At 67.1% G+C, this 20,432-nt stretch carries 20 protein-coding genes and 1 tRNA gene; 7 read left to right on the top strand and 14 right to left on the bottom strand.

Annotated elements, in window-relative coordinates; all coding sequences use genetic code 11:
* Nucleotides 1-41: 41 nt before the first annotated feature.
* A complete protein-coding gene (locus ACMYLB_RS08145; protein WP_415911052.1) occupies nt 42-353 on the bottom strand; it encodes a (2Fe-2S) ferredoxin domain-containing protein in 312 nt (103 codons plus the stop codon).
* Nucleotides 353-1,105: a superoxide dismutase gene (locus tag ACMYLB_RS08140; RefSeq protein ID WP_415910433.1), complete on the bottom strand. Its 753-nt coding sequence runs from the start codon at nt 1,103-1,105 to the stop codon at nt 353-355. The genes ACMYLB_RS08145 and ACMYLB_RS08140 overlap by 1 nt, the downstream gene beginning before the upstream one ends.
* Before the next feature lie 97 nt (nt 1,106-1,202).
* Here ACMYLB_RS08140 and ACMYLB_RS08135 point away from each other — a divergent pair, with 97 nt between their 5' ends.
* The 4 genes from ACMYLB_RS08135 to ACMYLB_RS08120 are packed head-to-tail and all read left to right on the top strand — an operon-like array spanning nt 1,203 to nt 5,406.
* Nucleotides 1,203-1,598 (top strand): response regulator transcription factor, encoded by a 396-nt coding sequence (locus tag ACMYLB_RS08135; protein ID WP_415910432.1) that lies wholly within the window; start codon nt 1,203-1,205, stop codon nt 1,596-1,598.
* A complete protein-coding gene (locus ACMYLB_RS08130; protein WP_415910431.1) occupies nt 1,595-2,929 on the top strand; it encodes a YaiO family outer membrane beta-barrel protein in 1,335 nt (444 codons plus the stop codon). The genes ACMYLB_RS08135 and ACMYLB_RS08130 overlap by 4 nt, the downstream gene beginning before the upstream one ends.
* Nucleotides 2,904-3,971: a HEAT repeat domain-containing protein gene (locus tag ACMYLB_RS08125; RefSeq protein WP_415910430.1), complete on the top strand. Its 1,068-nt coding sequence runs from the start codon at nt 2,904-2,906 to the stop codon at nt 3,969-3,971. The genes ACMYLB_RS08130 and ACMYLB_RS08125 overlap by 26 nt, the downstream gene beginning before the upstream one ends.
* The gene (locus ACMYLB_RS08120) at nt 3,964-5,406 is read left to right on the top strand and encodes a glycosyltransferase family 2 protein (RefSeq protein ID WP_415910429.1); all 1,443 of its coding nucleotides are present in this window, start codon (nt 3,964-3,966) and stop codon (nt 5,404-5,406) included. Before ACMYLB_RS08125 ends, ACMYLB_RS08120 begins: the two co-directional genes overlap by 8 nt.
* Before the next feature lie 48 nt (nt 5,407-5,454).
* Here ACMYLB_RS08120 and pheT read toward each other — a convergent pair whose 3' ends face one another.
* The 4 genes from pheT to rpmI all read right to left on the bottom strand — a co-directional run bounded on the left by pheT (nt 5,455) and on the right by rpmI (nt 9,804).
* Nucleotides 5,455-7,914, bottom strand: a complete 2,460-nt coding sequence (pheT, locus tag ACMYLB_RS08115) for a phenylalanine--tRNA ligase subunit beta (RefSeq protein ID WP_415910428.1) — start codon at nt 7,912-7,914, stop codon at nt 5,455-5,457.
* 91 nt (nt 7,915-8,005) lie between these two features.
* Nucleotides 8,006-9,049: a phenylalanine--tRNA ligase subunit alpha gene (pheS, locus tag ACMYLB_RS08110; RefSeq protein ID WP_415910427.1), complete on the bottom strand. Its 1,044-nt coding sequence runs from the start codon at nt 9,047-9,049 to the stop codon at nt 8,006-8,008.
* Between the two features lie 99 nt (nt 9,050-9,148).
* A complete protein-coding gene (gene rplT, locus ACMYLB_RS08105; protein ID WP_415910426.1) occupies nt 9,149-9,523 on the bottom strand; it encodes a 50S ribosomal protein L20 in 375 nt (124 codons plus the stop codon).
* Between the two features lie 86 nt (nt 9,524-9,609).
* The gene (gene rpmI, locus ACMYLB_RS08100) at nt 9,610-9,804 is read right to left on the bottom strand and encodes a 50S ribosomal protein L35 (protein ID WP_415910425.1); all 195 of its coding nucleotides are present in this window, start codon (nt 9,802-9,804) and stop codon (nt 9,610-9,612) included.
* Nucleotides 9,805-10,047: 243 nt separating this feature from the next.
* Here rpmI and nifJ point away from each other — a divergent pair, with 243 nt between their 5' ends.
* The 3 genes from nifJ (at nt 10,048) to ACMYLB_RS08085 (ending at nt 15,280) form a co-directional block, all read left to right on the top strand.
* Nucleotides 10,048-13,647 carry a pyruvate:ferredoxin (flavodoxin) oxidoreductase gene (gene nifJ / locus ACMYLB_RS08095; RefSeq protein WP_415910424.1) on the top strand — a complete coding sequence of 1,200 codons (3,600 nt, stop codon included), beginning with the start codon at nt 10,048-10,050 and terminating at the stop codon, nt 13,645-13,647.
* 18 nt (nt 13,648-13,665) lie between these two features.
* Nucleotides 13,666-14,658, top strand: coding sequence for a dihydroorotate dehydrogenase-like protein (locus ACMYLB_RS08090; protein WP_415910423.1), 993 nt, complete (start codon nt 13,666-13,668; stop codon nt 14,656-14,658).
* Between the two features lie 145 nt (nt 14,659-14,803).
* Nucleotides 14,804-15,280: a hypothetical protein gene (locus ACMYLB_RS08085; protein WP_415910422.1), complete on the top strand. Its 477-nt coding sequence runs from the start codon at nt 14,804-14,806 to the stop codon at nt 15,278-15,280.
* A 12-nt stretch (nt 15,281-15,292) separates the two neighbouring features.
* On the opposite strand, the gene ACMYLB_RS08080 is transcribed toward ACMYLB_RS08085, so the two are convergent.
* The 8 genes from ACMYLB_RS08080 to ACMYLB_RS08045 form a co-directional block, all read right to left on the bottom strand.
* Nucleotides 15,293-15,369, bottom strand: a tRNA-Pro gene (locus ACMYLB_RS08080).
* A 136-nt stretch (nt 15,370-15,505) separates the two neighbouring features.
* Entirely contained in the window at nt 15,506-16,036 is a 531-nt protein-coding gene (locus ACMYLB_RS08075; RefSeq protein WP_415910421.1) for a hypothetical protein, read from the bottom strand.
* A gap of 21 nt (nt 16,037-16,057) precedes the next feature.
* Entirely contained in the window at nt 16,058-16,594 is a 537-nt protein-coding gene (locus ACMYLB_RS08070) for a hypothetical protein (RefSeq protein WP_415910420.1), read from the bottom strand.
* 16 nt (nt 16,595-16,610) lie between these two features.
* A complete protein-coding gene (locus tag ACMYLB_RS08065) occupies nt 16,611-17,960 on the bottom strand; it encodes a tetratricopeptide repeat protein (protein ID WP_415910419.1) in 1,350 nt (449 codons plus the stop codon).
* Nucleotides 17,961-17,963: 3 nt separating this feature from the next.
* Nucleotides 17,964-18,620 (bottom strand): energy transducer TonB, encoded by a 657-nt coding sequence (locus ACMYLB_RS08060; protein ID WP_415910418.1) that lies wholly within the window; start codon nt 18,618-18,620, stop codon nt 17,964-17,966.
* A 3-nt stretch (nt 18,621-18,623) separates the two neighbouring features.
* The gene (locus tag ACMYLB_RS08055) at nt 18,624-19,049 is read right to left on the bottom strand and encodes an ExbD/TolR family protein (RefSeq protein ID WP_415910417.1); all 426 of its coding nucleotides are present in this window, start codon (nt 19,047-19,049) and stop codon (nt 18,624-18,626) included.
* A gap of 48 nt (nt 19,050-19,097) precedes the next feature.
* Nucleotides 19,098-19,529 carry an ExbD/TolR family protein gene (locus tag ACMYLB_RS08050; protein WP_415910416.1) on the bottom strand — a complete coding sequence of 144 codons (432 nt, stop codon included), beginning with the start codon at nt 19,527-19,529 and terminating at the stop codon, nt 19,098-19,100.
* 40 nt (nt 19,530-19,569) lie between these two features.
* A complete protein-coding gene (locus ACMYLB_RS08045; RefSeq protein WP_415910415.1) occupies nt 19,570-20,229 on the bottom strand; it encodes a MotA/TolQ/ExbB proton channel family protein in 660 nt (219 codons plus the stop codon).
* Nucleotides 20,230-20,432: the final 203 nt, after the last annotated feature.

The raw sequence follows: 20,432 nt of genomic DNA, 5'->3' as shown, positions 1-20,432 counted from the left end.
GCCCGCCGCGGCCGCTCAGGCGCGCAACGGCTGCGTCGCCCTCACCCACTCCGCCACGGGCACGCCCCCTGGAGATGCTCACGCCGGATGCGGTCGAAACGCTCCGGCGTCACGTGCGAATACCAGACGCCGTCCGGGTAGACGACGAGCCAGGGCCCCTCGGTGCACACGCGCAGGCAGTCGGCCTTCGTCCGCATCGCCGGCAGCGCGTGCGCCTTCACCTCGGCCTTGAGATGCTGCCAGGTCCGCTCGCCGTCCTCGAGCGCGCAGCAGTCCGGGCCGCGGCAGAGGAACAGGTGATAGCGCGCGGACGGCAGTCCGGCTTGGGCGAGGCCCTGCCCGACTGCGTCCATCACGCGTGCGCCGCGGCAAGATTGGCTTCGGCCTGCTTCCAGTTCACCACGTTCCAGAACGCGTTCACGTAGTCCGCCCGGCGGTTCTGATAGTGCAGGTAATACGCGTGCTCCCACACGTCGAGCCCGAGCACGGGCGCGAGGCCGTCGCTGAGCGGCGAATCCTGGTTCGCCGTCGAGTGCACGACGAGCTTGCCGCCCTTCACGCTCAGCCACGCCCAGCCGCTGCCGAAGCGCTTCATCGCCGCGTCGGCGAACTGCTTCTTGAAATCGTCGAGCGAGCCGAAGTCGCGCGCGATGGCGGCCGCGAGCTTCTCGCCGATCGACGACGAGCCGGCGGGGGCGAGCAACTGCCAGAAGAGGGAGTGATTCACGTGGCCGCCGGCGTTGTTGCGGATGCCGGTGCGGATCGCCTCCGGCACGCCCGCGAGATCGCGCACGAGGGCCTCGGGCCCCTTCGCGAGCAGGTCCGGGTGCGCCTCGAGGAGCTTCTTCGCGTTGGCGATGTAGGCCTGATGGTGCTTCGTGTAGTGAATCTCCATCGTGCGCGCGTCGATGTGCGGTTCGAGCGCGGCGTAGGCGTAGGGCAGCGGCGGCAGCTCCCAGCCGAGTGCGCCCGCCGGAAGCGCGGGCGCGTTTTCCTTCGCCGTCCCGCGGACAGCGATTCCCGCCAAACTCGCGAGCGCAACGCCTGCGCCCAGGGTCTTCAACGCCTCGCGGCGCGTCATGCCGGCATCGTGGGGTGTGTTCATGCCCGGAACTTTTGCCGGAATGGCGCGTTTGGCAAGGGCGGCGGCGACACACCTGACCATTGACCGCCCGGCATTCTGGCTATTCTGTCACCTTGCGATGACGAGCACGTCCAGCCCTTCCCACGCGCCCGCCCGGATTATCGCCGCCGAGGACGATCCCACCACGCGCCGCCTGATCGAGTTCAAGCTGAAGCGCGAGGGCTTCGCGGTCGACGTCGTCGCCAACGGCGAGGACCTGATCGCGCGCGCACGCGCCACGAACCCGCAGTTGGTCATCCTCGACCTGATGATGCCCATCAAGGACGGCTACAGCACCCTGCGCGAGCTCAAGACCGACGAGGCGCTCTCCGCGGTGCCCATCCTGATGCTCTCCGGCAAAAGCCAGGAGAACGACGTCGTGCGCTGCCTCAGCGCCGGCGCCTCCGACTACATGGTCAAGCCCTTCAGCCCCGACGAGCTCGTCGTGCGGGTGCGCAAAATCCTGCAGACATGACTCCCCCCGCGTGCCTCGGCCGCGTCGCCGCCGTTCTGTTCGCGACGGCCCTCGCCGCGGCGGCGCCGGCCGCGACGCTCGACGAAGCGCTGGCGGCCAAGCAGGCCGGCCGGCACGCCGAGGCGGCCGCCCTGCTCGAGCAGCTCGCCGCGGCCGATCCCACCGACACCCGGGTGCTCTTCCAGCTCGGCACCGTGCAGGGATGGCTTGGGCGCTACGATGACGCGCTCGCCACTTTCGAGCGCGCCGTGCGTCTCGCCCCGCAGGACGCCGACCTGCAGCTCGGCTACGGCCGCGTGCTCGCGTGGTCGGGCAAGCTCGCCCCGGCGGAGAAAATCTTCCGCGAGATCATCGCCCGGCATCCGGACAACCTCGAGGCGATCAACATGCTCGGCCGCGTGCTCACCTGGCAGCGCCAGCTCGACGCCGCCGACGCCGCTTACGCCAACATCCTCCGCACCGCCCCGAACAACACCGACGCCCTGATCGGCCGCGGCGACGTGCGCCGCTTCCAGGAACGGTTCGACGACGCGCAGCAGCTCTACCAGCGCGCCCATCAGATCGAGCCCGACTCGGCCGACATCCAGCAGCGGCTCGAATCGGTCAAGCACGCCGGCCCCTGGCGCGTCGATCTCGGGTGGGAATACAGCCGTTTCTCCGGCCAGGAGCGCGACGACTGGCACGGGTGGGACGCCGCCCTTCGCTACGCGCTCGACCCCCGCACCGGCGTCGCCCTGAACCTCGAGCGCGCCCACCGCTTCGGGGCCGACGACACGCAATGGACGCTCGGCCTCGACCGTCGCTTCAACGACGACTGGTCCGGCTACGTCCGCCTCAGCGCGACGCCCGCCGCCGACTTCTTCGCCCGGCACATGCTCGCCCTCGGCGGCGCCTGGCGCGCGCGCAAGGGCGACGAGCGCCTTCCCCCGACCCTGCTGCTCGCAGACTACCGCGCCGCCACCTACGCGCCCGGCACGGCGCATTCGCTCTGGCTCGGCGCGACGCAATACCTCAACCAGCGCGTCGCCCTCACCGGCAAGGTGCTCTTCACTCGCAACCTCAACCGCCACTACACCGACGGCTGGCAGCTCCGGCTGGACGGCGACCCCGACGAGCGCTGGCACTGGAACCTGGGCTACGCCGACAGCTCCGAGTCGCTCTCGAGCACGGTGTTCGACTTCACGCGCGAGCTGCGCACGCGCGCGATCTTCGGCGGGCTGGCGCGCGACTTCTCGCTGGTCCGGGGCATCCGCGTCGATCTGACGCATGAATGGGCGGGCGGAGCACCCACGCGCAACGCGATTCATGTCGGCGTCTACACCCGCTTTTGAGGCCGCGCTCCTCCGGGCCATCACGGTGAGCTGCGTCTCCTTCGCGCTCGCCTCGCTCCTCGTCTGGCTGAGTGTCTTTCTCCTGCGGGTGTGGCGCCTGCGGCGGGCGCGGCGCCATGCGGCCGCCGAGGAGGAGCTCACCGGCTACGCGCTCGACCAGCTCGCCGGCTACGCCACGGACCGTCCCTCCGCCCTCCCCGCGTGGAAGCGGGCGATCCTGGGCCGGGTGCTGCAATCCCTCGTGGAGCAAACCAAGGGCCGCGACCAGGCCCAACTGGTCGCGCTGCTCGAGCGCAGCGGCTTCCGCGCCGAGGCGCAGCGGCAGATCGTCCACGGCCGGGCGGCCCAGCGCCAGCGGGCCTGCGCGCTGCTCGCGCACTTCGACGACCCGGGCAGCCTGGCGGCCCTCACCGCGGCGCTCGACGACCGCGATGCCGGCGTGCGGCGGGTGGCGGCCCGCGCCCTGCTGGCGCGGGACCGCATCCCCTCGCTGCAGCGCCTGCTCGCGCAGCTGGATTTCGACCGCGACGATCCGCCCCTGAGCCTCGCCGAGTTGTGCGCGCGCCTGCCGCCCAGCCTGCAGCCGGAGGCCGTCGCGCTCCTCGGCCGCGACCTGCCGCCGGAGTGGTTGCGGACGCTCGCCATCGCCCTCGCCCGCGCCCAGGTCCACGACGCGTTCGCCGCCATCGCCGCCCTCCGGCAGCACGCCTCGCCGCGAGTCCGGGCGGCCGCCTGGGTCGCGCTGCGCGAACTCGGCGACCCGCGCGCCGGGGAACTCGCCGCCGCCGGGCTCGCGGACCCCGAGCCCGATGTCCAGCGCGCCGCCGCCGAATGCGCCGGCAGGCTCGGCGGCCCGGAACTCCTGCCCGCGCTCAAGGGGCTCGGCCAGACGACCGACTGGTGGACGAGCTACCGCGCCGCCGCGGCGATGTGGGAACTTGGCGCCGCGGGCCGGGACCTGCTGAGCCGCGAGCACGCTTTCCTGGCGCCCGGCGCCCGGCAATTCTGGACCGAAAAACAGCAGGAGCCGTCGCATGCCTGACCCGATGCGAACGGTGGCGATGGAGATCGCGTCGGGCCTCGGCTGGCTCGTCCTCGGTTCGGCGGCCATCCAATACGTCTTCTACACCGTGCAGACCGCGCTCGCGTTCTTCGAGCTGCACCGCGCCCGCGAGGCCGACCGCCGGGCCGACGCCGCCTGGATGATCAGCGCGAAGTCGATCCCCGGCATCACGCTGCTGGTCCCCGCCTACAACGAGGAGAAGACGATCGTCGAAAACATCCGCTCCCTGCTCACCCTGCGCTACCCGCGCTACGAGATCGTCGTGGTCAACGACGGCTCCAAGGACGGCACCGCGCGCGCCGTGATCGAGGCGTTCAAGCTGGAGCGGACCGACCTCGTCCGCCCGCACCCCGCGCCGTGCAAGCCGATCCGCGGCATCTACCGGCATCGCGACTACCCCAACCTGCTCTTCATCGACAAGGAGAACGGCGGCAAATCCGACGCGCTCAACGCCGCGATGAACTACGCGCAGCATCCGCTGGTGTGCGGCGTCGACGCCGACTCGCTGCTCGACCACAACTCGCTGCTGAAGGCCGCGCGGCCGTTCGTCGAGCACCCGCAGAACCTCATCGCGGTCGGCGGCACGATCCGCATCGCCAACGGCTGCGAAGTGCACGGCGGCATGGTCGTGAACGAGGGCGCGCCGCGGCGGCTGCTGCCGCTGTTCCAGGTCATCGAGTATCTGCGCGCCTTCCTCATCGCCCGGCTCTCGCTCAGCCGCATGAACACGGTCTCGATCATCTCGGGCGCGTTCGGCCTCTTCAAGCGCAGCGCCGTGCTGAAGGTCGGGGGCTACACCCACGGCACGGTCGGCGAGGACATGGAGCTCATCGTGAAGCTGCACCGCCATTTCCGGGAACGCGGCGAGCGGTATCACATCCTCTTCATCCCCGATCCGGTCTGCTGGACCGAGGCGCCCGAATCGCTGACGATCCTCCGCCGCCAGCGCACGCGCTGGCAGCGCGGCCTCTGCGAGGTGCTCTGGCGTCACCGCGGCATGATCCTCAACCCCCGCTACGGCCGCATCGGATTCCTCGGCCTGCCGATGTTCGTGTTCTTCGACCTGCTCGGACCGGCGCTCGACTTGGCCGGGTTCGTCCTCTTGCCCCTCTTCTGCTGGGCCGGGCTGCTGAGCTGGAAGTTCGCCGCGGCGTTCTTCGCGGTGGTGGTGCTCTACGGTGTCTTCCTGAGCATGAGCGCGCTCGTGCTGGCGGAACTCGCGCTCTTCCGGACGACGCGCAAGCGCGACATGGTGCTGCTCGCGTTCGCGGCGATCGCGGAGAACTTCGGCTACCGGCAGCTCAACCTGCTCTGGCGCATCGAGGGCATCTGGCAGTATTTCCGGAAGCAGAAATCCTGGGGCGAGATGACGCGCACGGGGTTCACCCAGAGAAAGCCCGTCGCGGGGAAATAAAAAAGCGCCGGCCGCGGCCGGCGCTCGAAAAGACAGGCGCAGCGCGGCCTAGGCGCGGACGGCCATCGTGCCGTCGGCCGTGATCTTCTTCTGGATCTCGGCGAAGGCGGCATTGACCTCGTCGTCCGTAAGCGTGCGCTCGCCGGAGCGGAACGAGAGCGAGAACGCCAGGCTCTTCTTGCCCTCGGGCAGGCCGGTGCCCTGGTAGACGTCGAAGACATCCACGCTCTCGACGGTGAACTTCGTGGCGGCCTGGCGCGCGACCTTGAGGAGCTGCTTGCGCACGTCCTCGGCGTGACGCGCTGCGTCGACCACGAGCGCGATGTCGCGCAGCGCGGCGGGGAACAGGCTGAAGTTCTGGAAACGGCGGTGACCGCTCTCGGCCGAGAGCTTTTCCGGCAGGATGGCGAACATGCCGCCCCAGACCTTGCCCTCGACGCCGGCCGCGCGGACCATGGCGAGGTTGAGCAGGCCGAAGCGCGCCGCCCAGCCGCCCTTCATCTCGCCCGCGGCGGCCGCGTGGCCTTCCTGCCAGCCCCAGAACGCGCCGGTGACCGGCACGAGCGGCTGGGCGTTCAGGTTGAGCCCGGCCTGCGCGAGCAGGATCTCCATGTGGCGTTTCACCGCGTAGAAATCCGGCTCGGGACGCGCGAGCCAGGCGCGGTCCTTCGGGTTGTGGGCGATGACGAAGCCGACACCGACGCACTCGTGCACCGTGCCGTTCATCTCGACGAAGACGCGGCCGGTTTCGCAAAGGCGCGACACGGAGAGGCCGCGCGACTGGTTCAGCTTGAGCGACTCGAGCAGGCCGAGCACGAGCGTCGGGCGCAGGCTCGACTGGTCCTCGACAAACGGATTCGAGAGCGCGAGTTCCTGCGCGGCGGCGTCGGAGACCCAGGTCTTGAGCTCCTTCGCGGAACGCAGCGTGTAGTTCACGCACTCGTGGAAATGCTGGCCGACGAGGTAGTCGGTGACCTTGCGGTTGAAGACCGCGATCGGATCGTCCTCCGCCTCCGGCAGCGCGGGGCCGACGGCCGGGGCCGGCGGGACTTTCTCCGTGCCGTAAATGCGCAGGACTTCCTCGACGAGGTCGATCGGGCGATCGAGATCGCCGCGGTAGCTGGGAATGTCGACCGTCCACTCGGGTGTGCCGTCGGCGAGCTGGCTCTCGCCGACGATGGCGAGATTGAGCGCGGTGAGCGCGGCGCGGATCTCGGCGTCGGCGATGTCGAAGCCGAGGCGCGCGCGGATGTAGGCCGGCGTGACCTTGATCTCGCGCGACCAGGGCTGCTCGCCGCCGATCTTGAACGACGGGCCGACGACGGTGCCGCCGGCGGTCTCGAGGAGGAGGTCGACGGCGCGACCGGCCGCCTCGAGCGTGCTGTGCGGATCGACGCCGCGCTCGAAACGATAGGAGGAGTCGGACGCGAGGCCGAGGCGCTTGGACGTCCAGCGAATCGACTGCGGGCGGAAATAAGCGGCTTCGAGCACGACGTCGGTCGTGGTCGCGTCGACCTCGGCGTTGGCGCCGCCCATGATGCCGGCGACGACCATCGGGGCCCTCTCGTCGGCGATGACGAGCATGCGGCTGTTCAGCGCGCGCTCCTTGCCGTCGAGCGTGGTGAGTTTCTCGCCGTCGACCGCACGACGGATGACGATCTGGCGGCCGCCGATCTTCTTCGCGTCGAAGACGTGCAGCGGCTGGCCGAGCTCGAGCATGACGTAGTTGCCGACGTCGACGAGGTTGTTGATCGGGCGCAGGCCGACGGCCTTGAGGCGCTCCTGCATCCACGCGGGGCTCGGGCCGACCTTCACGCCGGCGATGGCGATGCCGACGTAGAGCGGGCAATCCTCCGGCGCCTCGACGCGGATGTCGGCGAGGATGTCGCCGCGGAAGCCTTGCGTCTCGTTGCGGAACTTCACCTGCGGGTAGCAGACGTCCTTGCGGAACCACGCCGCGATCTCGCGCGCGATGCCGATGTGGCTGAGCGCGTCGGGGCGGTTGGGCGTGATCTCGATGTCGAACACGGTGTCGCCCGGCGGCAGCACGGCGTTGATCGGCGTGCCGATGGGCGTGGCCGGATCGAGGAGGAGCAGGCCGGCGTGGTCGTCGCCGAGGCCGAGCTCGTCGGCGGCGCACATCATGCCGTCGGACTGCTGGCCGCGGATCTTGGACTGCTTGATGACGAAATCGCCGGGCAGCACGGCGCCGGGCAGCGCGACCGGGACGCGGTTGCCGGCGTCGCAGTTGGGCGCGCCGCAGACGATGGTGCGGACGCCGCCCTGGGCGGCGCCGACGTCGACGGTGCAGACGGAGAGCTTGTCGGCGTTCGGGTGCTTGTCGCGGGTCTTGATCTCGCCGACGACGACGTTCTGCAGCGGCGGCAGGCCGGCGGTAGCCACGCCTTCGACCTCAAAGCCGACGAAGGTGATCGCGCGCTTGAGCTCGTCGACGGAGACGCCGTCGAGGTTCACGTATTGCTTGAGCCAGTTGAGGGAAATTTTCACGGAGCGGAAGTGGTGTTAAACGCGAAGTCGCGAAGTCGCGAAGGACGGCAAGGAGACTCTTTGCGCCTTCGCGCCTTGGCGTTTCAAAGGGTCACGCGAATTGCTTCAGGAAGCGGACGTCGTTCTGGTAGAAGTAGCGGATGTCATCGATGCCGTAGACCAGCATCGCGAGGCGCTCGAGGCCCATGCCGAAGGCGTAGCCGCTCCAGACGTTGGGGTCGTAGCCGACGGCCTCGAACACCGCCGGATCGACCATGCCGCAGCCGCCGATTTCGATCCACTCCTTGTTCACCTTCGGCAGGTGCTTGGCGGAGAGGTCGACCTCGAAGGACGGCTCGGTGTAGCTGAAGTAGTGCGGGCGGAAGCGCGTCGTCGTGCCTTTGCCGAGGAGCGAGGCGAAGATGTAGTCGAGCATCGCCTTCAGGTCGCGGACGGTGACGTTCTTATCGACGTAGAGGCCTTCGAGCTGGTGGAAGTTGGCGCTGTGGGTGGCGTCGGTGGTGTCGCGGCGGTAGACGCGGCCGGGCGAGATCACGCGGATGGGTGGCTGGCCCTTCAGCATGGTGCGGATTTGCACGGACGAGGTGTGCGTGCGGAGGAGGTATTTCTCGCCCTCGACCTTCTTGGAGACGTTGCCGAAGCGCGCGGCCTCGGGGAAATAGAACGTGTCCTGCGCGTCGCGCGCCGGGTGATCGGGCGCGGTGTTGAGCGCGTCGAAGCAGTAATACTCCGTCTCGACCTCGGGGCCTTCGACGACGGTGAAGCCCGCCTTGCGCATGATGCGGCACATCTCCTCGCGGACCTGCGTCAGCGGGTGGTAGGTGCCGGGGCCGGCGTCGGGTGACGGGAGCGTCGGGTCGACGGCGGGCCCGAGCTGGGCGGCGATCTCGGCGTCGGCGATGCGCTGCAGCGTGGCGTCGAGCTGGGCCTGGAGCTGGCCCTTGGCCTCGTTGATCAGCTTGCCCATGACGGGGCGCTGCTCCTTCGGCACGGTGCCGAGCTGCTTCATCAGGGCGGTGAACTCGCCGTTGGGGCCGACGTAGCGGGCCTTCGCGGCCTCGAACTCGGCGCGCGACTTCAGCGCCGCGAGTTCCGCGGGCGCCTTGGCGAGAAGGGCGTTCAGGGTGTCTTGCATCGGAAAAGAAAAAGGACGGGTGCGGTGAGCAGCCCGTCCTTCAGGGAAGTGGTTTGTGAAACCGAAGGCGAGCCTCTAGCCGGCTCGCGTGTGTGTGGCTCAGGCCTTGGCGGCCTTCGCCTTCAACGCGGCCTGGGCTTTCGCGACCAGGCCCTTGAAGGCGACGGCGTCGGCGATCGCGATCTCGGAGAGCTGGCGGCGGTCGAGGAGGATGCCGGCGGCCTTGAGACCTTCGATGAAGCGGCTGTAGCTGATGCCGGCTTCGCGGCAGGCCGCATTGAGACGCACGATCCAAAGGCCGCGCATGTTGGCCTTCTTCTTCTTGCGGTCGATGTAGGCGTATTGCCAGGCGTGCTGGACCGCTTCCTTGGCGTAGCGGAACAGCTTCGATTTGTTGCCGAAATAGCCCTTGGCGTATTTCAGCACTTTCTTGCGGCGCTTGCGCGACGCGGGGGAGTTGGTGACACGAGCCATGTTTAGTTTTGGTTTTGGTCGCCGGCGGGTCGGTTCGTTAGACGTTCACCCGCCTGGCGAAGTTGTGGTTGTCGTTGCGGCGGGTTTTAGAGGCCGAACGGGAGGCAGCGCTTGAGCGGCTCCGCATGGCCATCGGCCACGAGCTTGTCGCGAGAAGCACGGCGTTTGGACTTCGTGCTCTTCGAGGCCAGCAGGTGACGGAAGCCGGGCGTGCGGCGGATCAGCTTGCCCTTGGCGGACAGCTTGAAGCGCTTGGCGACGGACTTTTTGGTCTTTTGCATGACGAGAGCGGACGAAAACAGAGAGCCGCGGCAGGGTTGGCAAGGGGAAATTGGTCGATTTCACGCGCCGCGGAGGGCGGCGCCCCGGCTCCGGTGCCTCGCTGGCTGACAGCAAGTTGCGGAGCGAAAATCCGCCGGGTTCGCAGGCTGCGAAGGCTGTGCGCACGATTGGCCAAGGGACGCGGAGAGAGCGGAGCCCGGAGCGGATACAAGAAGAGCGCGGCCAAGCCGCAGCTTTCCACCATGATCTCACGCCCTGTCCCGCAAACCGCGACCTTGGACGCCAACGAGGCCGTCGCCACCGTCGCCTACCGCCTGAGCGAACTTTTCGCCATTTACCCGATCACGCCGTCGTCGCCGATGGGCGAGTGGGTCGACGAATGGTCGGCCCAGGGCCGCAAGAACCTCTGGAACCACGTTCCGGAGGTCATCGAGATGCAGTCCGAGGGTGGCGCCGCCGGTGCGCTCCACGGCGCGCTCAACGCGGGCGCGCTGGCGAGCTCGTTCACCGCCTCGCAGGGCCTGCTGCTGATGATCCCGAATCTCTACAAGATCGCGGGCGAGCTGCATCCGTTCGTGCTGCACGTGACCGCGCGCTCGCTGGCGACGCACGCGCTGTCGATCTTCTGCGACCACGGCGACGTCATGGCCTGCCGCCAGACCGGCTCCGCGATGCTCTGCGCCAACTCGGTGCAGGAGGCGCTCGACTTCTCCGCCATCGCCCACGCCGCCACGCTGCGCACGCGCGTGCCGTTCATCCACTTCTTCGACGGCTTCCGCACCTCGCACGAGGTGCAGAAGATCAATCTCCTCTCCGACGACGACCTGCGCGCCCTCCTGCCGCAGGGCGCGATCGAGGCGTTCCGCCAGAAGGCGCTCACGCCCGACCGTCCGTCGATCCGTGGCACCGCGCAGAACCCCGACGTGTTCTTCCAGGCGCGCGAAGGCGCCAACAAGTTCTATGATGCCGTCCCCGGCGTCGTGCAGGAGCTGTTCGACAGCTTCGCCGTCCGCACCGGCCGCGCCTACAAGCTGTATGATTACGAGGGCGCGCCGGACGCCGACCGCGTCGTCGTCGTCATGGGCTCGGGCGCCGAGACCGTTGCCGAAACCGCGCATTGGCTGAACGCCAAGGGCCAGAAGACCGGGGTGCTGAAGGTCCGCCTCTATCGTCCGCTCGACGCCAACGCCCTGCTCGCGGCGCTGCCGAAGTCCGTCCGCAAGATCTCCGTCCTCGACCGCACGAAGGAACCGGGCGCGATCGGCGAGCCGCTCTTCCTCGACGTCGCCGCCGCGCTCTACGAGAGCGATCGCGTGGGCAAGGTGGAGCTCGTCGGCGGCCGCTACGGCCTCGGCTCGAAGGAATTCACGCCCGCGATGGCCAAGGCCGTCTACGACGACCTCGCCACCAAGTCGCCCAAGAAGCGTTTCACCGTCGGCATCAACGACGACGTCACCAAGCTCTCCCTCCCCTACGACGAGAAGTTCGACCTCGAGACCGACGACACGCGCCGCGCGATGTTCTTCGGCCTCGGCGCGGACGGCACCGTCGGTGCGAACAAGAACTCGATCAAGATCATCGGCGAAGGCACCGACCTCAACGCCCAGGGTTTCTTCGTCTACGACTCCAAGAAGTCCGGCGCGATGACCATCTCGCACCTGCGCTTCGGCCCGAAGCCGATCCGCGCGCCGTATCTGATCGCCAACGCCGACTTCGTCGCGGTGCATCACTTCCCCTTCGTCGAGCGCATGGAGGTCCTCGCTCAGGCCCGCCCGGGCGCGACGCTCCTGCTCAACGTCGCCACGCCCGCCGACAAGGTCTGGGACCGTCTCCCGCGCGAGGTCCAGCAGCGCATCATCGAGCTCAAGCTCAAGGTCTACTCGATCGACGCCTACACCGTGGCCCGCGCCGCCGGCATGGGCGGCCAGATCAACACGATCATGCAGACGTGCTTCTTCGCGCTGTCCGGCGTGCTCAAGCGCGACGAGGCGATCGCCGCCATCAAATACGCGATCAAGAAAACCTACGGCAAGAAGGGCGACGCCGTCGTGGCGAAGAACAACGCCGCCGTCGACGCCGCGCTCGCGGCGATGCACGAGATCGCGGTCCCCGGCGCCGTGACCGCCCGCTTCTCGCGTCCGCCGGTCGTCGCCCAGTCCGCGCCCGAGTTCGTCCAGCGCGTCACCGCGATGATGCTCGCCAACCGGGGCGACGAGCTGCCCGTCAGCGCGTTCCCGATCGACGGCACGTGGCCCGTCGCGACCACCAAGTGGGAAAAGCGCAACATCGCGCTCGAAATCCCGACCTGGGATCCGGCGCTCTGCATCCAGTGCAACAAGTGCGTGATGGTGTGCCCGCACGCCGCGATCCGCTGCGCCGCGTTCCCCGACGCCGACAAGGCCGGCGCCCCCGAGACGTTCAAGAGCACCAAGCTCAAGAGCGCCGCCGCGCCGAACTACCAATATTCGATCCAGGTCGCGCCCGAGGACTGCACGGGCTGCACGCTCTGCCACAAGGTCTGCCCCGCCAAGGACAAGACCGACCTCAAGCGCAAGGCGCTCATGATGGCCCCGGTCGAGCCGCTCGTCGCCCAGGAACGCGCCAACTTCGACTTCTTCCTGAAGCTCCCGCCGGCCCCGACCGCGCTGCTCGAGGACACCGTCAAGGGCACGCAATTCCGCGAGCCGCTGATCGAGTTCTCCGGCGCCTGCACCGGCTGCGGCGAGACGCCCTACCTGAAGCTGCTCACCCAGCTCTACGGCGACCGCCTGCTCGTCGCCAACGCCACCGGCTGCTCCTCGATCTACGGCGGCAACCTGCCGACCACGCCCTACACGACGAATCGTGATGGCCGCGGCCCGGCCTGGTCCAACTCGCTCTTCGAGGACAACGCCGAATACGGCCTCGGCATCCGCGCCGGCGTCGACCAGCTCGCCGTCCAGTCGCAGCAACTCCTCAAGGAGCTCGCGCCGCAGCTGCCCGCCGAGATCGTCGCCGGCATCACGGCCGCCGACCAGCTCACCGACGCCGGCATCGCCGTCGCGCGCGGCCACGTCGCCGCGCTGAAGAAGCTCCTCCCCGCCCTCGCTTCCGACGAGCGCGCCAAGCGCCTGCTCGAGCTCGCGGACTACCTGGTGAAGAAGTCCGTGTGGATCATCGGCGGCGACGGCTGGGCCTACGACATCGGCTTCGGCGGCCTCGACCACGTCCTGGCGAGCGGCCGCAAGGTCAACATCCTCGTCCTCGACACCGAGGTCTACTCGAACACCGGCGGTCAACGCTCCAAGTCCACACCGCTCGGCGCGGTGGCGAAGTTCTCCGCCGCCGGCAAGGACACCGACAAGAAGGACCTCGCGCAGATGGCCGCGCACTACGGACACGTCTACGTCGCCCGCGTGGCGATGGGCGCCAAGGACAGCCAGACGGTGCAGGCCTTCATCGAGGCCGAGAAGCACCCCGGACCGTCCCTCATCATCGCCTACTCGCACTGCATCGCGCACGGCTACTCGCTCGCCAATGGCCTCGACCAGCAGAAGCTCGCCGTCGAAACCGGCTACTGGCCGCTGTTCCGCCACGATCCGGAGCGCGCCGAGAAGGGCCTGCCGGTCGACGTGATGGACTCGGGCGCGCCCAAGCAGCCGCTCAGCGCCTACACGAAGAACGAGCTGCGCTACCAGGTGCTCTTCAAGGCCAACCCGGAGCGCGCCGCCAACCTCGCCGACCAGGCCCAGAAGGCCGTCGACAAGCGCGTCGCCAGCTACCAGCAGCTCGCGGCCAACGCCGCCGCGCCGAAGCCCGCCGCCCCGGCGGCGCCCGCGACCGAGGTCAAACCGAACAACTGAGGAAACCCGCCCCACCCCATGAACCTCACGACCAAGTATCTCGGCCTCGAGCTCAAGAGCCCGCTGATGCCGGGCGCGTCGCCCCTCGCGATGCGCCTGGACAACATCCGCAAGCTCGAGGACGCCGGCGCGGCCGCGATCGTGATGCACTCGCTGTTCGCCGAGCAGATCGAGGGCAACGCCGTCGCCGTCTCGCGCCACATCGAGCGCTGGCAGGACAACTTCGCCGAGGCCACGTCGTTCTTCCCCCAGGGGCAGGACTACCTGCTCGGGCCGGACGAATACCTCGACCGTCTCAGCGCCATCAAGGCCGCTACCAGCCTGCCCGTGATCGCGTCGCTCAACGGCACGCACCTTGGGTCCTGGACGGACTACGCCCGCCTGATGGAGAAGGCCGGGGCGGACGCGATCGAGCTCAACACCTACTTCTTCGCCACCCGGCGCGACGAATCGTCCGCCGAGATCGAGGACCGGGTGCTGGAGATCGCCCGCACCGTCCGCGCCAGCGTGCAGGTCCCGATCGCGATGAAGCTCTCGCCGTTCTTCACCTCGCCCGTCCACCTCGTGGCCGAGCTCGAGGAGGCCGGCGTGAACGGCGTCGTGTTGTTCAACCGGATCTTCCAGCCCGAGATCGACATCGAGACCTTCGATGTCGTGCCGCGGCTCGGCCTCTCCTCGCCCGAGGACCTGCGCCTGCGCCTCCGCGCGCTCGCGCTGCTCCGCGACCAGGTGAAGCTGAGCCTCGCCTGCTCCGGCGGCGTGCACAGCGCCGCCGAGGTCGTGAAGGCCCTGCTCGCGGGCGCCGACGCCGTCCAGATCGTCGCCGCGCTGCTGCGCGACGGCCCGGACACGCTCGGCAACATCCTCACCGAGCTGAAGCTCTGGATGGAGAAGTTCGAATACACCTCCGTCTCCGAGATGCGCGGCGCGCTCAGCCTGCGCAACTGCCCGGACCCCGAGGCCTACGAGCGCGGCAACTACCTTCGTTCGCTCCAGCTCTGGCGGGAGTGAACCTGGGGCCATAGCCCAGACTGCAACAACCCGCGCGGTGCAGCGCGGGTTGTTTCGTTTGGGCCCGGCAGTGCAGTCTGCCTTATCGGTATTGCTGCGCCGAGAAGCCTTCGCACCATCATTGGCGTCGATTCGCCCGCATCGAATGTTCACCCAAGAGACACTCCTCGCCCGAGGCTTTCGAAGTCGTGATGAAGCTCTGGCGGTCCTCGTCGCTTCGTTGCCGCGCTGGAAGCACGTCCGGGGCACGGTCAGGCCCGATGGCTGCGATCTGCTCTGTTCGGCGCCTTCCGGCGGTCGCTTCGCTCCGTTTCGCTACGCGGCACAGGTGCGGCTTCGCACCGAAGGCGATTCCAGCATCTCGGTGTTGCTGCGTCTGGAGCGCGTGACGAAAAGGAAGCTAGTCTGGCTGCTTCTGTCGTTCCTGTTCTTTCCGCTGCTCTGCGTATACCCGGACGCACACCACCTCGGTCTCGGAATCGGATTGGGGGTGATGAGCGGCTTCGCCCGAGCCGCGTTTCTTTTGCTCGGCGCGGAACGAGTGGAATCCCAGTTCGAGAGGCTCTACGGCTCGCCCTCCTTTCGCGTCCAAGCGACGAGCGGAAACACAAACGCCGCCTGAAAAGGCGGCGAATGGTCGGGGCGGTGAGATTCGAACTCACGACCTCTACGTCCCGAACGTAGCGCTCTACCAGGCTAAGCTACGCCCCGACAGCGGAAGAGAGCGGTTAATCAGTAGCCTGCGCCGAGGTGAAGCAAGCAGAATCTTGTCGCGAACACAGGTTGCACAGGAAAATAAAAAAGCCGCGTCGGGCGACGCGGCTGAAAGGGAGGAGCGCGGGCTCGCTCAGTTCTTCGGTGCGGGCGGGGGCGGCATCGCCGCGAACGAGCTGGCGCCGACCTTCTGCGCGACCATGTCGACCATGCGCTGGATTTCGAGCTCGGCGTTGCGGCGGGCGATCTTGGCGAGCTCGACCTGCTTCGCGAGTTCGAAGGTCTCGCGGTTGGTCTTCTCCTTCACCGAGCGGAGGTCGTTGAGCTGGAGCTCGAGGGCGTTGGCGTCCTTCTGATTCTTGTCGGCTTCGGCGAGATATTTGTCCGCCTCGTCCTTCAGCTGGCGCATCGCGTCGTCGTATTCCTTGATCTTCTTCTGCTCCTTGGCGCGGTCTTCGGCTTCGCGCTCGGCCTGGCGGCGCTTCGCGTCTTCCGCGGCCTTCTTCTCGATCTCGGCGCGACGCGCGTCTTCGGCGGCCTTCACCTTGGCGACTTCTTCCTTCTTGGCGGCTTCCTTCGCGGCCATCTCTTTCAGCGCCCCGTTATAGAAAAACAGGAACACGCCGAGCAGCACGACGGGAACAATGATGTAAAACTTGTTCATGGTGGGTGCGGAAAGGAGTGGTTAGCCCTTCTTGGCGGCGGCGGCGGCCGCATCGGCGGCAGCCTTGGCGGCCTCGGCGGCAGCGAGCTTGTCGAGGAGATCGTAGTAATACTTCACGTTGGCCTCGGCCTGCTTGACGTAGGTCTTGAGGAAGGCCTGCTCGTCGAGGTTCTTCTTCTTCTCGTCCTCGAGCTTGGCGATGTCGGCCTTGACGCTCTCGACGTCCTTCTTGAGGCGCTCGAGCGCGTCGCGCGTGCGCTTGCGGTCGTCGAAGGCGCGCTGGCGGCGGTCTTCGGCGTCGAGGCGGGCCTTCTTCTTGGCCTCCTCGGCGCGCTCCTTGGCTTCGCGCTCGATCTTGCGCTTTTCCTGGGCCTCGACGGCGTCTTTGATCGCCTTCTCGCGGGCCTGGATGTCGCGCTTCTGCTTATCCTTCTTTTCTTGTTCCTTCGCCTGGCGGACGGCGACCTGCTTCGCCTCGTAGTCCTTGGTGAAGTTCCAGTAGATGCCACCGAAGGCGAGCAGGCCGAGCAGCGGGACCAGAATGTAGATCTTGTTCATGTTTCGGTAAGGGGTTTTAGAGAGCTTTGGCGGCTTTGGCTTCGCGCTCCTTGATGAGGTCTTCGATCGCCTGCTTCATGCGCTGGCCTTCGGCCTTGCCTTCCGGCGTGGCGATGGCGCGGTTGGCGCCGTCGAGCGCGATGTCGAATTTCTTCAGTTCGTAGGCGATGAACGCGAGGAAGAGATAGGTGGAGTGGGGCTTGTTGCCGCCACCCTTCTTGACGGAGGCCTGAAGGTAGGGCAGCGCCTCGTCGAGCTTCTCCATCGTGTAGTAATTCTGCGCGATGAGATACTCGAGCTGGCCGTTCGACTTCGGGAAGACCTTCGTCGCCTCCTTGAGGGTGTCGATGGCCTTGAAGTCGCGGTTGAGCTGCTGGTAGGAGTAAGCGAGCAGTTCCCAGTTCTTCTCCTCGTTTTCGATCGAGCCGTTGTGCAGGCCCTTTTCGAGGAGCTCGGCGGCGCGCTCGTATTGGCCGATGTTGAAGTGAATGCCCACGAGGTTGAAGTTGTCCTTCGGGGAATTCATGAAGCCGTTCGCCTGGGCGCGCTCGAAGGCGAGGATGGCGCGGATGTCCTGCTGCTGGCCGAGGTAGAGCGCGGCGAGCTGCTGCCAGTAATTCTTGTTGTCGGGGTGCTGCTTGACGAGGAGCTCGAGCAGCTCGACGGCCTCGGCGTTGCGGTTGAGGTGCTGGAGGCAGACGAGCTTGAGCAGGTAGAGGTTGTCCTTCGGGTGCGTCGACATGCGCATGGCCTTGTCGACGATCTCGAGGGCGCGCTTCACCGCGGCGACGTCGGGATGGTCCTGGTCCTGGGCGGCGCGGTTGAAGATCAGGGACGCGTAGAACAGGAGCGCATCGGGATTCGGCTTCTTGTTGAGCTTCATCCAACGCGCCATGTAGGCGTCGGCCTTGTCGTAGAAACCCGCGACGGTGGAGGCGTTCTTGCTGTTCGCCGCTTCCTGGAAGTAGAGCTGGGCGAGGAAGAACAGGAACTCGGTCGTCGTGCGGTCCTCGAAGTAGGCCGGGGTGTGCGAGTCGGAGAGCTGCAGGGCCTGCTCGAGGGGGGCGATGGCGTTGATGAAATCGCTCTTCTGGAGGTAGGTCTGCGCCTTGACTTGGAGCAGCACCGCGGCGTCGAAGCTGGTCGCGTCCTTCAGCTTGGCGAGGCGGTCATCCACCGCCTTGAGGGCGGCGTCGTAGTTCTTGGCTTCGGCCGCCGTCTTGTAGGTGGTGCTGAGCACTTCGCTCGTCTCTTCGGAGAGCGAGTAATTGCGCTCTTGCTGCTGGGCGAACGCGCTGCCGGCGAACAAGGCCGCGGCGAGGGCCGCGCATGCGCGCACGGAGAAGCGGGTGGTAAGGGAAGACATGGCTTAGGAGTCCTCGCTGAGAGTGAACGGAATATCGATCTGGCAGCGCGTGTTGACGGCGCGGCCACCCTTGCGGCCGGGCTTGAATTTCCATTTCGAGACGGCCTGCATGGCGGGCTGCTCGAACTCGCGCTGGCTCGATTTCACGACTTGCACGGCGACGACGTCGCCGGAGGACGAGACGATGAACTCGAGCGTGACGTTGCCGGTGATGCCGGCACGCCGCATTTCGAAGGGATAGTTGGGAGCGACCTGGACGCGGGCCACCGGGATCTGGTCGAGGTTGGCGACGTCGAAGAGGTCCTTCATGCCGGCGCCGAGCTTGGTGCCGGGCTTCACGACCGGGATGGAGATGGCGCCCTTGGCGGCGGTAAGGCCGGGGGGCGGCGGCGGCTGGAGCGGCTGGGTGAAGGCGGTGACGGAGACCGACGGGACGTCGGCGAGGCTCGGCGGAGCGAGCTGGTTGGTCGGGGCCTCCTCGGAGAGCTCTTCGACGGTTTCCTCCTTCTCGGGTTCGATGGGAGGCATTTCCATCTGGATGAGTTCGGTCTTCTCCTCCTTGGCCCGCGGCTTCGGTTTCGCTTTCGTGTTGAAGCCGTAGAGGAACGTCGCGTGGAGCGCGATCGAGACGACCAGGCCGATGATGAGATCTCTACGCATGGATTACTTGCCGGTGGGGCGGGTGCGGGTTTCGACCGAGAATTTTTGGATGCCGGCCTTGCGGATTTCGTCGAGCACCTGGACGGTCGCGCCGAAACGAGCCTTCTCGTCGCCGGCGATGAGGATCTTGGGATCCTCGGTCTGCGTCTTGTAGTGCGCGATGCGGGCCGGGAGCTCCTGCATGTCGATCAGCTCGCGGTTCCAGTAGACGTTGCCGGCCTCGGACACCTGGATGGTCGTCGGCTCGTCCTGCTTGTTGTTGGTCGAGGGAACGCCAGCGGGCAGGTCGACGGGAACGGAGTTGATGCGGTTGAGCGAGAGCGTGAACAGCACGAACGTCGCGAGCAGGAAGAAGATGACGTCGATGAGAGGGATGATCTCAATACGCGCCTTCTTCAGCTTCGAGACTTTGATCTTGGTGCCTTCCATGTGAGTGGGTGCTTGACGAGATGACGCGCGAAGCGCGGGTTTCTTAGATCAACGTTTGCCGGTGTCGCCGCGCGTCTCGATGAACACCTTCGTGAAGCCGGCCTTGCGGGCTTCGTCGAAAACGTAGATCGCCTGCGCAAAGAAAGCGCGCTCGTCGCCGTTGATCAGGATGCGGCCTTCGGGGTCAGACGCCTTGTATTGCTGGAGGCGTTGCAGGAATTCGTCGAGGGTGACGAGGTCCTTGTTCCACGCGAGGGTGCCTTCGTCGGTGACCGTGATGGTGACCGAGCCGGCGGGGTCGCGTCCTTCGCCGGTCTGGGTGACCGGGAGCTGGACGTTCAGGCCGTTGGATTTGTTGAGGGAAAGGGTGAACAGGACGAACGTCGCGAGCAGGAAGAAGATGACGTCAATGAGAGGGATGATCTCAATGCGCGCCTTCTTAGTGCCGCCGGGGCCTGTGCCACCACCACCGCCGTGCATGACTTTAGGGGTCGAGGGTTACCGAGGAGGTGACCCGCGATCAGCGGTTCACGCTCTCGGACTTGTTGATGATGATCTCGAGCGAATTGGAAGCGTCCTCGACTTCGTGGCGGGCTTCTTCCAGGCGGGCGTTGAGATAGTTGTAGGGGAGCAGGCCGGTGATGGCGATGGCGAGACCGCAGGCCGTCGCGATGAGCGCCTCGGCCACGCCGCCGGTGATCTGGCCGGCCGCGGAGGCGATGTCGCCGCCGGAGAGGGCGCCGAAGGTGTTCATCATGCCCGTGACCGTGCCGAGAAGGCCGAGGAGCGGGGCGGCGGTGATGCAGGTGTCGAGCGTCGGGAGGCCCTGCGAGAAGCGCTGGAGCTCCTGGTTCGCGGCGCGGGTGAACGCGTTGCCGAGCGAGTGCTCCTTGTGGGTGAGCGCGTAAACGAGGATGCGAGCCACGTAGTCCTGGCTCTTCTTGCCGAGCTCGACGGCGCCGTCGACGTCACGACCTTCGACCTTCTCGAGCATCTTCTCGACCACCTCGGGCTGACGGCGGGTCGCTTCGCGGATGATGAAGATGATGCGCTCGACGGCGACCGTGATGAGGAGGAAAGAAACGAGCAGGATGGGCCACATGATGGGGCCGCCGTGCTTGAACAGCTCCATCGGAGTCTGGTTCATCAGGAACGCCAAGGGCAGGTGTGCAGTGATCATAGTGCGATGTAGGGATTAGATTTTTCCGGGATGAAGTTTCTCTGGGTGAAAAGCAGGAAAAAGTCGTCAGGCGGAAGCCCGCACGGGGAGATTAGACGCCGAGCGCCCGCCTTTGTTGCAGGCCGGGCGCGGGTCGGAAAGAGGGTTGTAACTACGGGGCAAGAGGTGTGTGCGGGCGAGAGCCGATTAAGTTTGGGAATCAC

The organism is Oleiharenicola sp. Vm1, assembly GCF_047777955.1.
Lineage (GTDB): Bacteria > Verrucomicrobiota > Verrucomicrobiia > Opitutales > Opitutaceae > Didemnitutus.
The sequence above is the reverse complement of the archived record's forward strand: the minus strand, read 5'-3'. Positions and strand labels throughout refer to the sequence as shown.

Coding starts and splice junctions, on each gene's coding strand:
- ACMYLB_RS08145 (WP_415911052.1), bottom strand. CDS start 353: ATGGACGCAGTCGGGCAGGGCCTCGCCCAAGCCGGACTGCCGTCCGCG.
- ACMYLB_RS08140 (WP_415910433.1), bottom strand. CDS start 1,105: ATGAACACACCCCACGATGCCGGCATGACGCGCCGCGAGGCGTTGAAG.
- ACMYLB_RS08135 (WP_415910432.1), top strand. CDS start 1,203: ATGACGAGCACGTCCAGCCCTTCCCACGCGCCCGCCCGGATTATCGCC.
- ACMYLB_RS08130 (WP_415910431.1), top strand. CDS start 1,595: ATGACTCCCCCCGCGTGCCTCGGCCGCGTCGCCGCCGTTCTGTTCGCG.
- ACMYLB_RS08125 (WP_415910430.1), top strand. CDS start 2,904: ATGTCGGCGTCTACACCCGCTTTTGAGGCCGCGCTCCTCCGGGCCATC.
- ACMYLB_RS08120 (WP_415910429.1), top strand. CDS start 3,964: ATGCCTGACCCGATGCGAACGGTGGCGATGGAGATCGCGTCGGGCCTC.
- pheS (WP_415910427.1), bottom strand. CDS start 9,049: ATGCAAGACACCCTGAACGCCCTTCTCGCCAAGGCGCCCGCGGAACTC.
- rplT (WP_415910426.1), bottom strand. CDS start 9,523: ATGGCTCGTGTCACCAACTCCCCCGCGTCGCGCAAGCGCCGCAAGAAA.
- rpmI (WP_415910425.1), bottom strand. CDS start 9,804: ATGCAAAAGACCAAAAAGTCCGTCGCCAAGCGCTTCAAGCTGTCCGCC.
- nifJ (WP_415910424.1), top strand. CDS start 10,048: ATGATCTCACGCCCTGTCCCGCAAACCGCGACCTTGGACGCCAACGAG.
- ACMYLB_RS08090 (WP_415910423.1), top strand. CDS start 13,666: ATGAACCTCACGACCAAGTATCTCGGCCTCGAGCTCAAGAGCCCGCTG.
- ACMYLB_RS08085 (WP_415910422.1), top strand. CDS start 14,804: ATGTTCACCCAAGAGACACTCCTCGCCCGAGGCTTTCGAAGTCGTGAT.
- ACMYLB_RS08075 (WP_415910421.1), bottom strand. CDS start 16,036: ATGAACAAGTTTTACATCATTGTTCCCGTCGTGCTGCTCGGCGTGTTC.
- ACMYLB_RS08070 (WP_415910420.1), bottom strand. CDS start 16,594: ATGAACAAGATCTACATTCTGGTCCCGCTGCTCGGCCTGCTCGCCTTC.
- ACMYLB_RS08065 (WP_415910419.1), bottom strand. CDS start 17,960: ATGTCTTCCCTTACCACCCGCTTCTCCGTGCGCGCATGCGCGGCCCTC.
- ACMYLB_RS08060 (WP_415910418.1), bottom strand. CDS start 18,620: ATGCGTAGAGATCTCATCATCGGCCTGGTCGTCTCGATCGCGCTCCAC.
- ACMYLB_RS08055 (WP_415910417.1), bottom strand. CDS start 19,049: ATGGAAGGCACCAAGATCAAAGTCTCGAAGCTGAAGAAGGCGCGTATT.
- ACMYLB_RS08050 (WP_415910416.1), bottom strand. CDS start 19,529: ATGCACGGCGGTGGTGGTGGCACAGGCCCCGGCGGCACTAAGAAGGCG.
- ACMYLB_RS08045 (WP_415910415.1), bottom strand. CDS start 20,229: ATGATCACTGCACACCTGCCCTTGGCGTTCCTGATGAACCAGACTCCG.